Consider the following 14,565-nt stretch of genomic DNA (forward strand, 5'->3'; position numbering starts at 1 on the left):
AGTCTGGCTTGCATAACGGCCGCTAACTATCGAGCGCGGCATAGATGGAGGAATGAAATGCCCATCGACGATGTTTATATGAAGAGTTTCCAAAATCAGGTCCAGGTCCTTGAGAACATGAAGACGGGGATTGAGGCTGCGATCGGCAGGGCCCAAAAACGGCTCGCGGAAGTTGAGCAGCAAGTTAACGAGGGGAAATCTACTAAGGAAGCTATAGAGGACGTTTTTAAAAAAAAGTAAAGGTCCGGCGGCTCAAGGCAGTCGGTGTTGGTTCGGAATGACCAACACGGGTCAAAAAGCGGCTATTCATCGAACAGAGGCGAGCGGAAAAATTCGCGGGACCGTCAAGTTGCGACGATACTGCATGAGCGGCTTGCCAGGGGGACCGGTGAACTGGATCTGGACCAGATCGCAGATGAAGTCAGCGCGGCTGAAGGTCCGTCATCGGCGTTCGCAGCGCGATCTCTATGGTTGCGTTACCCCGGCGAAGGCCACCAAATCCGCCACCGTGAAGTCTCCAGGCATGGACGAAGGAAGAATAGGTGTGAACCCACCGGCGACGTTCAGATAGGATGACGCATCTCGCTTCAAAATCCTGACAAACGTCTCCGCCACGATCCTGCCGCCGACCGGACCCAACTGATTTCCGCCGGCGAGGACCGAAGCCTCGCGAAGGACGTAATACCACAGTGGCGTCTTGTTCAGCAGTAAACCGCCGCTGGAATTCAGCACAGCCGTTTCGGCCACCGGCACCCCGGATGTCAACTGCGCCGCGGTCATCGGCGCAATGCCGAATGAGTTGGCCATGCCCTGTCCACTCGGCAGACCGAGAGCAAGAGCACGCCGAAGGTTTCGCGTTGCCAGAATCGCCATCATTCCTGAGGATCCGGGCAACGATTCCAATCCGTTAGCCATGAAACTATCGATTTTCCGGGCCTTGTTGTGAACCGGTACCGGCACTCCGGTGTCAAAGAAAGCGTTGAAGTCAACGACCCAGGTGGAAAAGACGGGCAGCCGTGGATCGCGATTGAACTCAAAGACCTGTCCAAGTGTGGCTTTGGGGAAGTTGAAATTCACCCAGTACGTATCACGGATCATACTGTGGCCGAACCGGTACGCTGCCACGGCGAACTCGACGGGCATTCGGAACGAGCTACCGATGGGAGCAGATACGCTCGCCATCGCGTTGTTCACGGTAGCTACTCCGCAGATTCTTTCCAGAAAGTCGTGCACCACGGCCCATTGGTAGTGATGGGTCACGATTCGTTTGGCCTCTGCAAAGATGTCGCCTGCAAACGCTACTGCCACCAGCAGATCAACGACGGCGTTATGGAAACGCAGCATAGCGTGCTGGAACTGTACGATGATCAGATTTTCGTCGTTGCGCGGATCGCCGATCGCAGCAGTATTCGTACCCTGCATGCGGGGTACATCCCAGTTCGTCTGCTGGACCATGCCCGATTTGTCACCGTTGTTGCTGGGTCCGCCCGGGCCAATAGGAGTGTTCGAGCCCCTGTGCAGCTTGATTGCGGTAGCTGGACCAGATGTAGGAAAAACGTAGAGAAATGGATCCAAGCCAGGCCCGCGGCCGTAAATGGAATCCAGATCGAGCGCCGGGCTTCGCATGTTACTGATTGTATTCGCATCGGTAGCGGCGTCGAGAGTCGACGAGACGTCGAACGTGATGTCATGGTCGACAAACTGACCAAAATAAGTGAAGCCTGCTGGTATCGAAGACACGCCCGCATCAGCGGGATTGTGAGAGGCAGGATTAGGATCACGACCGGGGTCTCCCATCATGTTACCGAGTTGGCCGAGGAGTTTTTGCGTCGCGACATTGAATGGCAACTTCGTTGCCGCACGGGTGGCCGCGGACGACATGTATCCGAAGCGATCTGCACAGGCAGAACTCAGCCAGGGAAACGGGAACCAGTAGAGCGGAATTTTAACGCCGTGAAAACGTCGAATCCCGGGCTTTAGTGCGAGGATAGACTCTTTGACGTCTTCCGGTAACTTCTCGACGGGAAGGTCCGCCGGGTTGATGCGATTCGCGCTGGCCAACAGTTGCTCCAGCGAAACGGTGGGCCTCAGATTCGTTTCGGTCACGCGCTTTCGCAACTCCGACAGCACGATCGGCTTTGGGTTAACGAATCCTGTAGGAATCGATGTCTTCTTGAGAAATTCGCGGACTGGCTCGGCAATTTCGGAAGTTGCGGCTGGGCTCGCTGTCTCAGCATTTCGCTTCGTAGGCTTCGTCGCACCGAGTCGCTTGGGTGTCTGTTTCGCTGCGGCTTTCGTTTTCGTGACCATGCTTGACCTCTGAAATGATTCAGGAAGTAGCACCCTCACCCAAGGGGAATGGGGACCTTCAACAAGTTGGGATTAGGCAGAAAGGCCCATGCAGGCGCCACCCGGCTGGAGGACCAAGTATCGAGCCTCAGCACTGTCTCGCCCGGTCTAACTCCAGGGGGCCAGCGGTGGAGCCATATTTAAGCTCGTCGATCGTATCGAAGTTCCGTGGCATCACATCACCTCCGATCCAGAGCGGTTCACGGAGGTGCGGGCGGTGCCCCTTGCCCCTCCCGACGGTCTCACATTTTAACGAGTTTGCCTAGGCGGAGCTGGGTCGCGGCCGCGGCGACCACGTTTCCCTTCAGCTCGTAGAGATGCAGCGCTCCGGACACAGCGGCGACCGCCTCGTCGCCTCGGCGGGCGGCCTCGAGCACGTGCGACAAGTCGACCAGTGCATCCGCCCGGTCGTTGACGAAGTCGGTCGCTTCGGCGATCGTGACAGCTTCGCGCGCGAGCGCCTCCGCCGCCCGGAGCTCTGCCCGCCGCGCATGCACGCGTGCGCGCACGCGGCGCCAACGGACCTGCGTCACCAGGTCTCCGCTCGCAGCCAGCTGGGCGCTGAGTTTAGCAAAGTCCTCGGCCTCTTCGTCGCGTCCCTGTTCGAGGATCACCACGGCGAGGGAAGCGGCCATCGTCGAACGGAACGCGCGCTCGCCCATCTCCTCAAGCGCGCGATACGCCGCGCGCGCGCTCCTCTCGGCCGCAGCGGGGTTCCCGGCGAGCAGCTCGATGACGGCCTCGTGTTCCGAGGACGCCACGTAGAGCGTAAGGCCGAGGTCGGCGTAGGTGGCGTTGCTCGTCGCGATCAGCTCGCGGGCAATCGCGAAGCGGCCGACAATTGCGTTGAGGCACGCGAGCTGGCGGAGGATCGCTGCCTCGGACTCGGGGCTTTCGCCCACCTGCACGCGCATCGCCTCGCAACGGCGGATGCCTTCAGCTGCCGGGGTGGGCCCAAACCACAAGGAGGAAGCGATCCACGTGAGGATTTCGTAGTACTCATGCCAATCCCCCGCACGTCGCGCGTGATCAGCAGCTTGCTCCCAAGCTGCAATGGCGGCCTCGCCGCGAGCTGCGGTGAAGGATAGCCAGGCCTCGAGCCGCCGTGCCCGGCAGAGGCCGAGGTCGTCCCCGAGGCGCTCGAAGACCGGGATCACCGCAGCTGCCGCGCGTGCCGCCTCCTCCAGCCCGCCCTCTTCGCCGTGGAAGATCCGGAGGAACTGCCGCTGAACGAGCACATGTGCTGCCAAGCGCCGGTCGTCAGCGGCAGCGGCCAAGCGCTCCGCCTCGTCCAGAGCGCGCCCGGCGTCGTCCAGCCGGCCGCTTTCGATCAGCGCGCCGCTCAAGTCGGCGAGCAGCACGATCCGCCGTGTGTCATCGGTGGGAAGCAGCCGGGAAACCCTCTCAAGCAGGCTGATCGCCGCCGGCAGGTCACTGCGGACAAGCGCCCGCCGCCCGGCCGTTTCGAGCCGTTCGCACGCCCGGGCGGCAAGCGAGGCCGAGCGCACGTCGCGCGGACCGAGCGCGACACGGTACTGAAAGGCCTGTTCGAGGTGATAGCCGACAATCTCCTCAAACTCGCGTAGTCGGTCCGCGGCCGCTAGCTCGAGCCAGGCGGCGAAGCGCTCGTGCAGGTCGGCGCGCGCATTCTTCGGCAGGGAGCGATACGCCGCGTCGCGGATCAGGACGTGACGGAAGCGATAGGCCTTTTCGCCGGCGAACAACGGTGCCTCCGGGCGGATCAGGTCGCGGCGGACGAGCGCGAGCAAGCCGTCCTCGAATGTGTCGAGCACCGGGCAGGCGAGCGCGCTGACGGCGCCCCGATGGAATACTGAGCCCTCGACCGCTGCGGCCGTCAGGATGGCGCGCTCGATGGGCGGGAGGCCCTCGAGACGGGCAGTGAGAAGCGCGTTCATCGTCGCGGGGACGGGCAGCTCAACGAGGTCCGACGCGGCGACCCAGCTGTCGGGCGCCTGCCTGAGCAACGCGTCGTCGACGAGCATCGCCACGAGTTCCTCAGCGAAGAGCGCATTGCCCTCGGCCGCGCTCGCGATCCTCGACTCGGCAGCGGGCGGCAGCGGCGCGGGGCCAAGCAGGTTGGAGATCAGCTCGCGGCATTCCGCGTCGCTGAGCCGCTCGAGGACGATCGACGTCGCGTTGCGTTTGCCGGCCCCCCAGCCAGGACGCGAGTCGAAGAGCTCCGGCCGCGCGATGCAGATGAGCAGGATCGGGAAATCGCGTGAGAAGTCGGCGACGTGCTCGACTAAGTCGAGGAATGTCGACTCGGCCCAATGGACGTCGTCCACCACAACGACGAGTGGCCCCGCTCGCGCGAGCGCCTCAAACAGCCTCCGGACGGCCCAGGCGGTCTCCTCGGTCGTCCCTTGTCCCGCGCCAAGCCCGAGCGCCCCGGTCACACGCTCGGCAATCAGCCGGGCCTTCTCGTCACCTGCGAGCCGCGCCTCGACCACCGCTGCGAGCTGCTTGCCGGAGTCCGGTCCCTCCGCGCGGGTAAGCTCCCGGATGATCTCGGCCAGCGGCCAATAGGTGATGCCCTCGCCATAGGGCAGACAGCGGCCGTGCAAGACTGTGACATCCTCGGCAAGGCCGCTCGTGAACTCCCGTACAAGCCTCGACTTTCCCACACCCGCGTCGGCGAGAATGGTGACCAGGTGGCAGGTCCTATCGCCGACCGCGTTGCGGAAGACGGTCTCAAGCAAGGCTCGTTGGCGTTCGCGCCCGACGAAAGGCGAGTCGAAGCGGCGCGCAACGCCGGGGGCGTGGGCGTGGACATCTAACACGACGAGGGCGCGGATGGTCGCGCCGCGCTTGAGTGCGCGCGGCCCGCTCGGCTCGACGACGACCGCATCGCGCACGAGCTTGTGGGTCGACTCTCCTATCAGGATCTCATTTGCCGTCGCTGCCTCCTCAAGGCGCTTCGCGACGATGACGGCCTCTCCGGCGACTGACAAGTATCCCTGCGTTTGGTCGCCGGCGATCACCTCGCCGGTGTTGATGCCGATTCGGTTCATAAGGCGGACGCCCCAACCGGCTTCGAGTTCGTGGTTAAGGATGGCAAGTGTTTCGCGCATCTCCACCGCTGCCCGCACCCCGCGCAGCGCGTCGTCTTCGTGGACGAACGGCATGCCGAACACAGCCATGATCGCGTCCCCGATATAGTTGTTCACGATTCCGCCGTGCCGTTGAACGACGGCGCTCAACTCGCCGAAGTACCGGGAGAGCAGGTTCCGGAGCGCTTCGGGATCGAGGGAGAGGCTAAGCCGCGAGGAATCGACGATGTCGGCGAAGAGGATGGTGACCGTCTTGCGGGCGTCCGGCCCGGGCTGCCGCGCGGCCGGCGCTGCCGGCTTAGCTGGAACCGAGGAAGCCACCTTAGGCCTCCGCTTCGGGTTCGGCCGGAGATGGTTATCCGATGACATGGCACGACTCCGTGTCTTAGATAGGGTCTCTCCGTCAGTTGTCGAGCAGGCGGAAATGCGCGGCGCGAATGACGGCCTGCGTGCGGTTCCTGGCGCCCAGCTTCCTGGCGGCGGCGGTGAGGTGCATGACGACCGTAGGAATCGAGCGCCCGATGACGCGCGAGATCTCCTTGGCAGAGAGGCCATGTGCCGAATGGCGGAGACACTCGCGCTCGCGCTCAGTCAAGGACGGCACGAGCGGACTGAGAGCCGATCGGTCGTAGAGGGCGTAGGCCGCGTCGTGGAAGACATGCGCCAGCAAGCTAAATCGCGCGATAGTTCCCGCATCCCGATCTACCATCTCGTCCGCGCCGAGGCGGATGCCGGTAACCGTGGCATAGCCGCCGCGCGGCATGTGGATAGGGATCGTGACGCCGCTAGTGAGGTCGCGCTCGCGCAGATAGCGCGCAACGGGTTCCGTAGTCTCGTCGAGGAGCGCGCCTATCTCGGTGTCGATCGCCTTGTCGTAGCTCCAGGCAAAGGGGGCGGAGCTGCGCGCCGCCACGATCTGCACCGGATCGATGCGGAAGTAACCTCGATCGCACCAATAGACGCGCATGTCGTCATCAATGTTACGGAGCTTGAGCATCGACGGGATCATGATAGCGCCGTCGAGATCGTACGGAATGGGCGTGTAGTCGTAGACCAGCGCGTCGTAGCCTAGGCCAGACAGGGCGGCGAACGCCTCGTCGATGCATTCTTCCAAGGTGCCATGGCGAGTGAAACGCCGCCTGATCGTTGTGATTTCGTCCAGCATGAGCTCTTCCGCCGACATCCTCCCGGACCACCCTATCACTTCTTATAGCTGACGCACTCCCAACGTTTCGCTTAATATATGAGCATGCCTAAAAGCTGTGCATTCGGAGCGTATCATGTGGCGTGAGATGGCGGCCGACGATCGCATCGAGGTAAATGTCGACGGCTTTAAGGTCGTCGCCTACAGCTTCGGCTCCAGCACCGAGACGGTGTTCTGCCTCAACGGCGGGCCTGGCCTGGCCTGCGACTACCTTCGTGAATCGCACTCCTGCCTGGTAGACCAGGGATACAGGGTCGTGGCGTTCGACCAGCTTGGCACCGGCGCCTCCGACCGGCCGACGGACACCTCGCTCTGGACTATCGCGCGCTACGTCGAGGAGACCGAGACGGTTCGCAAGACGCTGGGACTCGGCAATGTACACATGCTGGGTCATTCCTGGGGCGGCTGGCTGGCGATCGAATATGCGCTTGCCTACCAGGAGAACCTGCAGACGTTGATCCTCGAGGATACCGTCGCCGACATGCCGCATCTTGTTCTGGAACTGGAACGCCTGCGCGCCTCGCTGGGACCCGAAACCGTATCGATGATGCAGAAGCACGAGGCGCAGGGAACCTACGATCATCCGGAATACATGGCGGCGGTGACGATCCTCAACTACCGCCATGTCTGCCGCCTGCCCGAATGGCCGGCGCCGGTGCGCCGCTCGCTCGACGACTGGAACATGGGACCCTACGCGACCATGCAAGGTCCGAACGAGTTTCTCTACATCGGCAATCTCAAGGACTGGAACCGGGTGCCCGACCTGCCCAGGATCAAGGTGCCGGTGCTGATCACGCATGGCGAACACGACGAACTGACACCAGCCTGTGGCCTGCGCATGAAGCTTGGCCTGCCGCAGTCGGAGTTGCACATCATCCCGAATGCGAGTCACATGCCCTTCTACGAGAACCCAGCTGCATACTATCCGATCCTTTTAGGGTTCCTCTCGCGCAACAAGGCAGGCTGATGCAGGCGGAATGCAGGGGAAAGGGAGCGGACGGGGAAACACCTCAGGGCCATGCACCGCTATAAGTTCGTTCTATACCGTCCGCTTCAGTTCCTGCCGGTGCTGTTCGGCATCAGCGTGATCACGTTCATCCTTGTCCGGCTGATCCCCGGCGACCCCGCTCGCGTTCTGCTCGGCGCCCGCGCCACCCCCGAAGCGATCGCCCGCATCCGCGCGCAGTACGGCCTCGATGAGTCCATGCTCGCCCAGTATTTCTACTTCCTGCGCAACCTCGCGGACGGCGAGATGGGGCGCTCGATCCTCTACAAGATCGATGTGCTGAAGCTGATCGCCACGCGCATCGAGCCCACTCTGACGCTGGTGCTTTGCAGCGTTGTGCTGTCGGTATTGATCGCCGTGCCGGTGGCGGCGATCGCGGCGCGCAATCAGGGCAGGCTGGCGGACCAAGTTATCCGCATCGTTTCCACCTTCGGCATCGGCTTCCCGCCCTTCTGGCTCGGCCTGATGCTGATCATCCTGTTCAGCGTCGAACTCGCCATTCTCCCGGTGTCCGGTTACGGCAACACGCTTTCTGAAAAGCTTGCACATCTCGTGCTGCCGAGCCTCACTGTCTCGCTGTCGCTGTCGACCGTTCTGGCGCGCAGCTTGCGTGCGGCGATGGTCGAAGGCTTGAGGTCCGACGTGGCGACTGCCGCGCGCGCGCGCGGCATGCCGGAGAGCATCGTGTTCTGGCGCCACGTGCTGCCAAATTCGTTGGTGCCGACCGTCAACCTTCTCGCCGTAAACATAGGTTGGCTGATCGGCGGCACCGTCGTGGTGGAGACCGTCTTCGCGCTGCCCGGCATGGGCCAGCTGCTGGTGCGCGCCATCTTCTCGCGCGACTACATGGTCGTGCAGGGCGTGGCGATGGTCTTCGCCTGCGCCACCGTGCTGATCAACTTCCTGGCTGACATCGTCACGGTGGCTCTCGATCCGAGGGTGAAGCTGTGAGCGAGCCCTTGGTCGCGCCCGCGCTCGGCCGGAAGGGCCGCTTTCGCCGCCGCGGTACGCTGGCGGCCGGCGCCTTCCTGCTTGGGGCGTTCGTCGTCCTCGCGCTCGGCGCGCCGCTGATCGCGCCCTACGATCCGATCACCCAGGACGCGACAGCACGGCTCCAGGGGCCGTCCTGGCTGCACCCGTTCGGGACCGACAATTTCGGCCGCGACATCCTCTCGCGCGTCATCTGGGGCACGCGCATCGACCTCAGGATCGCCGTCATCGGCGTTATCTTTCCCTTTCTCATCGGCACCACGTTGGGCACGGTAGCCGGTTTCTTCGGCGGGATAGTCGACGCCATCTTCATGCGGCTGGTGGACATCATCCTGGCCTTCCCGTTCCTGGTATTGATGCTGTCGATCATTGCGATCCTGGGGCCGGGCCTGGCCAGTTTTTACATCGCCATGGCCCTCGTCGGCTGGGTTTCCTACGCGCGGCTCATCCGCGCCCAGATGCTCGTGCTCAAGAACCACGACTACGCGGTTGCGGCGGTCAGCCTTGGCTTCAGCCGCATGCGCATCATGTTCCGTCACCTCCTGCCCAATGCCGCTGCCGGCTCGGTCGTCTTCGCGATGTCCGACGCGGTCCTCGTCCTGCTGAATGGCTCGGCCATTAGCTATCTCGGGCTGGGCGTGCAGCCGCCAGTCGCGGAGTGGGGCGTGATGGTGGCGGAAGGCCAAGCCTTCGTCACCACCGCGTGGTGGATTACACTGTTCCCGGGGCTCGCGATCGTGACGCTCGCCTTCGCCTTCAGCATGATCGGCGACGGGCTGGCCGATTTGTTCGGGGTTCACGAGTGATCGCGGCGCTGCTCAAGGTCACCGACCTCACGGTCGTCCATGACGGTGACGGCGGGGAGCGTACCCTGCTTGATGCCGTGTCGCTCGATCTCGCCCCGGGAGAAGTCCTCGGGCTGGTCGGCGAGAGCGGGTCGGGCAAGAGCCTGCTCTGCCGCTCACTCGTCAGGCTGCTGCCATCGAGCCGGCTCAGGATCAGCGGTGGCTCGATCACACTTTCCGGGCGTGAGCTGACGACCGCGCCGGAAGCCGAGATGCTCGCGGTGCGCGGCGGTGAAATCGGCATGATCTTTCAGAATCCGAGCAGCCATCTCGACCCGGTCATGAGGATCGGCGACCAGATCACCGAGGGCATCCGCTTTCACCAGCGGCTGGACGCCAAGGCGGCGCGCGCCGCGGCGGTGGATATCCTCGCCCAGGTCGGGTTTCCGGATCCGGCTCGGCAATACGATAGCTACCCGCATGAATTCTCCGGCGGCATGCGCCAGCGCGCCATGATCGGCGCGGCGCTATCGAGCAATCCCAGGATCCTGATCGCCGACGAGCCGACGACGGCACTCGACGTGACGATACAGGCGCAGATCCTGCGGCTTCTGATGGACATCCGCGCCAGGCGTGGACTCTCGGTGATCCTGGTCACCCACGATCTCGGCATCGTCGCCCAAGTCTGCGACCGCATCGCGGTGATGTGGCAAGGTCGACTGGTGGAGATTGGAGAGAAGCGCGGTCTGCTTGCGGCGCCGGCGCATGCCTACACCCGTTCGCTGATCGCCAGTCATCCCTCGCTGCCGGAGGAGGACATGCCGGCAAAGGCTGAGAAGCTCCGGGCACCCGGAGCGGTGCCGGTGGTCGATATCGAGAAGCTGCACGTGCGCTTCGCCACGGGCGGCCTGTTCCGGCGAGGCGCGGTTGATGCAGTCAATGGGGTCACACTCCGTGTCATGCCGGGCGAAACGGTCGGCATTGTCGGAGAATCCGGAAGCGGCAAGAGCACTCTGGCGCGCGCCGTCCTTGGACTTACGCCGGTCTCGTCAGGCACGATACGGTTCGATGGTGCGGACATCGCATCGGGCCGCGCAGTCCTCGGCATGCTGCGACGTCAAACCGCCATGGTTTTCCAGGACCCCTACAACGCCCTCAATCCTCATCTTACCGTTGGCAAGATGCTGGCGGAGGTCCTGCGGGTACAGGGCAAGATCGAGACCGCGCAAATTCCGGCACGCTGCGGCGAACTGCTCGACCTGGTCGGCTTGGGGCGCGCGTTCCTCGACCGCAAGCCGCGCTCGATGAGCGGCGGCCAATGCCAGCGGGCCGGCATAGCTCGCGCGCTCGCCGTCGACCCGAAACTTATCATTGCGGACGAGTGCGTGGCCGCCCTCGACGTCACTATCCAGGCGCAGATCGTGGAGTTGTTCCGCGAACTGGTGGAACGTATGTCGCTCACGCTGCTATTTATCGCCCACGATCTCGCAATCGTTCGCAATCTCTGCCAGCGTGTTGTGGTGATGCACCGCGGCGTGGTCGTCGAGGAAGGTCGGTCGGAGGAAGTGTTCTCCCGGCCGAAGCATGCCTACACCGCCGCGCTGATTGCCGCCGTTCCGCATATCGATCCGGACAAGCCGCTGCTTGCTCCCTCGAAGATGGCGACCCCGCAGGCCGACGGGGTCGCAAACTGAAACCAAAGGCAAACCAGAAGGGGAATACCGATGTTAAGAAGCAAATGGATGCGCATCGGCTTGGTCACCGTTATGACCAGCCTGTCCCTGGGGGCGACGCTGGCAGAAGCAGCCGGCGTACTCACGATTGGCCGGCGCGAAGACTCGACCACCTTCGATCCGATCAAGACCGCCCAGAACATCGACCTGTGGGTGTTCGCCAACGTCTACGACGTGCTGATCCGCGTCGACAAGACGGGCACCAAGCTAGAGCCCGGTCTCGCCGAGAGTTGGGAGGTCAGTCCGGACGGCCTCACCTATACGCTCAAGCTGCGCGACGCGAAGTTCTCGGACGGCTCCGACCTGACGGCCGACGACGTGGTGTTCAGCCTCACCCGCATCAGGGATGACGAGGGCTCGCTGTGGGCGGATCCTTTCAAGGTGATGGATGCGGTCGAGGCAACCGATCCAAAAACCGTCACGATCAAACTCAAGCAGGCGACCGCGCCGTTCCTGGCGACGCTGGCCTTCCCGATCGCCTCGGTTCTTTCCAAGAAGGGCTTCGAGACGCTCGGTCCGGAGAAATATGCCGAAACACCCATCGGCTCTGGCGCCTTTACCATCACGGAATGGAGGCGCGGCGACCGTGTCATCCTGGCGAAAAACCCGCATTTCTGGGAGGCCGATCGTGTCAGCCTCGACGGCGTCGAGTGGATCTCCGTGCCGGACGATAACACCCGCATGCTGAACGTGCAGGCCGGCCAGCTCGACACCGCGATCTTTGTGCCGTTCTCACGCGTCGCCGAACTGCAGAAGGATTCCAACCTCACCGTCCATCTCGACCCGTCGACCCGCGAGGATCACCTGCTGATTAACCACGAGCATGGCGCGCTGGCGAAGAAGGAGGTGCGGCAGGCCCTCGACATGGCCATCGACGAGCAGGCTGTGGTCGACACGGTGACGTTCGGCTACGGCGAGGTCGCAAACTCCTACGTCCCGAAGGGCGCGCTCTATTATTACGCCGACAATCTCAAGCGGCCCTACGATCCGGAAAAGGCCAAGCAGATGCTGGCCGACGCCGGGGCCTCGGACCTGACGCTCAACTACGTCGTGCGGGCCGGCGACGAGATCGTCGAGCAGACCGCCGTGCTGCTGCAGCAGCAGCTCGCCAAAGCCGGAGTCACCGTCCAAATCCAGAAGGTCGACCCGAGCCAGGAATGGGACATGCTGGTGGCCGGCGACTATGACGTCTGTGTCAACTACTGGACCAACGACATCCTCGACCCAGACCAGAAGACCACCTTCGTTCTCGGCCACGACGCGAACATGAATTACATGACCCGCTACAACAACGAGAAGGTCAAGAAGCTGGTCGCGGCGGCGCGCATCGAGATGGATCCGGCCAAGCGCGAGCAAATGTACACCGATCTGCAGAAGATGGCCAAAGAGGACGTCAACTGGATCGATCTGTACTACAGCCCGTTCATCAACGTCTCGCGTAATAACATCGAGAACTTCTACCAGAATCCGCTGGGCCGGTTCTTTCTGGAAGACGTGGTCAAGAACTAGACTTGTCAACGAAGCCACGGGACGCCGCTCTGCGGCGTTCCGCCCAACCCTGACAGCACGTTTGGCGTGCCGCCCGTCTCACCGCGTGTCGTTTGTTGGGACAGGTGAGCGATCTGCTGCTGTCGCTATTTCCGCTTTCTGGCAGTTCCGCGCTGATTGCGGACGGTCCGCACTCGGCCCCTGAGCGGTCCTACGGCTCCGGTACCAAGCTTCATGTGTGGATGCCCCCGTTGATGCAGATTTTGACCACAAACTATAGAATTGCTGCTGGGCTATTCGAAGGAATAGGTGAATCCTCCTTCGGAGGCTCCGACAGTCACTTTCGTCATCTTTTCGCCCTCGAGCGACCGGTTCAGCACGCCACGGCTCAATTCCGGCAGAAGCGTGTTTGTCAAAATGGCGTCGATCATCCGCCCGCCGGATTCGATCTCGGTGCAGCGGGCCTTGACCAGATCCATGACGCCGTCACCGATCACCAGCTCGGCATCGTTGCTTGAACGCAGCCGGCGGGCGATCTTGGCGAACTGATGGCGGGTGATCGCTTCGATCATCGTGTCCGAGAGCGGGTAGTACGGGATGGTTACCACCCGGCCAAGGAAGGCCGCGGGGAAAACCTTCAACAGCGGGCCGCGCAATGCCGTGTCGAGATCGTCGAGCCCCGCCCGTACCGTGCCGCTGCTGGTCCGGTCCATGATGACTTCGGAGCCAACGTTCGAGGTGAGCAGGATCAGCGTGTTTTTGAAATCGATCCGCCGGCCTTCGCTGTCGTCCATCATTCCCTTGTCGAAGACCTGGAAGAAGATTTCATGCACGTCGGGATGCGCTTTCTCGACCTCGTCAAGCAGGATCACCGAATAGGGCTTGCGCCGGACCGCCTCGGTCAGGATGCCGCCCTTGCCGTAGCCGACATATCCGGGTGGCGCGCCCTTCAAGGTAGAAACCGTGTGCGCCTCCTGGAACTCGGACATATTGATCGAAATGAGGTTCTGCTCGCCGCCATAGAGCGTCTCGGCCAGGGCCAGCGCGGTTTCGGTCTTGCCGACGCCCGAGGGACCGCAGAGCAGAAAAACCCCCACTGGTTTTTCGGGCGCGCCGAGCCCGGCCCGGCTGGTCTGCACGCGCTTGGCAATCATTTCCATGGCGTGATCCTGACCGACCACGCGCTCGGACAGGGTAGCGGCGAGCCGCAGCGCCTTTTCGGTCTGGCTCGACAGCATCCGGCCAGTCGGGATGCCGGTCCAGTCCTGCACCACGGCAGCCACGGCATTGCGGTCGACCGACGGCAAGATCAGCGGCGTCTCGCCCTGCGCTTCTGCGAGTTCGGCCATCAGCTCCCGCAGCCGCGCGAGATCGGCAGCCGGATCGGGTGGAGAAGGATCGGCAGTGGCCTTTGCATCCGCATCGGTTTCGGGCGTTTCGATCCCGGGCGTTTCGATCTCGGGCACATCCGCACTTACCGTTTCGGCGACCGCCTGCGGAGTCTCCACTGCATCGAGCGGCACACCCTCGCCGCGCAGCCTGGCGCGCAATTCCAGTATCTCGCCAACCAGCGCCTTTTCCCGATCCCAACGTTCCTGCGCGGCAGTAAGTGTAAGTTCGGTCTCGGCGAGCCCGGTTTCGACCCGACCCTGCCGGTCGGCCACGTCGATGCCGATCGCTGCCTCGCGGCCGATGATGCCGCGCTCGACCTCAAGCGCCTGGCGGCGGCGCATAATGTCCTCCACCTCGGCAGGGGTGGCATGCTGCGAAATGGCGACACGGGCGCAGGCGGTGTCGAGAAGGCTCACGGCCTTGTCGGGCAGTTGCCGCGCCGGGATGTAGCGGTGGGACAGGCTGACCGCCGCCTCGATCGCCTCATCGAGGATCTGCACCTTGTGGTGCTGCTCGAGGACACCGGCGACACCGCGCAGCATGAGAA

General features: G+C 63.1%; 10 protein-coding genes. 5 read left to right on the forward strand and 5 right to left on the reverse strand.

Annotated elements, in window-relative coordinates; genetic code table 11:
• The 4 genes from EOA86_RS39255 to EOA86_RS03995 form a co-directional block, all read right to left on the reverse strand.
• Window positions 1-183, reverse strand: a 183-nt coding sequence (locus EOA86_RS39255; RefSeq protein ID WP_206629956.1) for a hypothetical protein, incomplete at its 3' end; no start/stop codon positions are given.
• 282 nt (window positions 184-465) lie between these two features.
• Entirely contained in the window at window positions 466-2,310 is a 1,845-nt protein-coding gene (locus tag EOA86_RS03985; protein WP_128340770.1) for a heme peroxidase family protein, read from the reverse strand.
• A 281-nt stretch (window positions 2,311-2,591) separates the two neighbouring features.
• Window positions 2,592-5,741 carry an adenylate/guanylate cyclase domain-containing protein gene (locus EOA86_RS03990; protein WP_245497120.1) on the reverse strand — a complete coding sequence of 1,050 codons (3,150 nt, stop codon included), beginning with the start codon at window positions 5,739-5,741 and terminating at the stop codon, window positions 2,592-2,594.
• Between the two features lie 82 nt (window positions 5,742-5,823).
• The gene (locus tag EOA86_RS03995; protein WP_128340772.1) at window positions 5,824-6,585 is read right to left on the reverse strand and encodes a LuxR family transcriptional regulator; all 762 of its coding nucleotides are present in this window, start codon (window positions 6,583-6,585) and stop codon (window positions 5,824-5,826) included.
• Between the two features lie 115 nt (window positions 6,586-6,700).
• Here EOA86_RS03995 and EOA86_RS04000 point away from each other — a divergent pair, with 115 nt between their 5' ends.
• The 5 genes from EOA86_RS04000 to EOA86_RS04020 are packed head-to-tail and all read left to right on the forward strand — an operon-like array spanning window position 6,701 to window position 12,647.
• A complete protein-coding gene (locus tag EOA86_RS04000) occupies window positions 6,701-7,591 on the forward strand; it encodes a proline iminopeptidase-family hydrolase (protein WP_128340773.1) in 891 nt (296 codons plus the stop codon).
• 51 nt (window positions 7,592-7,642) lie between these two features.
• Window positions 7,643-8,581, forward strand: a complete 939-nt coding sequence (locus EOA86_RS04005) for an ABC transporter permease (protein ID WP_128340774.1) — start codon at window positions 7,643-7,645, stop codon at window positions 8,579-8,581.
• Window positions 8,582-8,589: 8 nt separating this feature from the next.
• Window positions 8,590-9,426: an ABC transporter permease gene (locus tag EOA86_RS04010; protein ID WP_245497122.1), complete on the forward strand. Its 837-nt coding sequence runs from the start codon at window positions 8,590-8,592 to the stop codon at window positions 9,424-9,426.
• Window positions 9,423-11,099: an ABC transporter ATP-binding protein gene (locus EOA86_RS04015; RefSeq protein ID WP_065010341.1), complete on the forward strand. Its 1,677-nt coding sequence runs from the start codon at window positions 9,423-9,425 to the stop codon at window positions 11,097-11,099. Before EOA86_RS04010 ends, EOA86_RS04015 begins: the two co-directional genes overlap by 4 nt.
• Before the next feature lie 48 nt (window positions 11,100-11,147).
• Window positions 11,148-12,647 carry an ABC transporter substrate-binding protein gene (locus EOA86_RS04020; RefSeq protein ID WP_128340776.1) on the forward strand — a complete coding sequence of 500 codons (1,500 nt, stop codon included), beginning with the start codon at window positions 11,148-11,150 and terminating at the stop codon, window positions 12,645-12,647.
• Window positions 12,648-12,919: 272 nt separating this feature from the next.
• Here the strand turns inward: EOA86_RS04020 and EOA86_RS04025 are convergent.
• Window positions 12,920-14,565, reverse strand: a 1,646-nt coding sequence (locus EOA86_RS04025) for an AAA family ATPase (protein ID WP_128340777.1), incomplete at its 5' end; no start/stop codon positions are given.

This window comes from Mesorhizobium sp. M5C.F.Ca.IN.020.32.2.1, from assembly GCF_004023105.1.
GTDB classification, from domain to species: domain Bacteria; phylum Pseudomonadota; class Alphaproteobacteria; order Rhizobiales; family Rhizobiaceae; genus Mesorhizobium; species Mesorhizobium wenxiniae.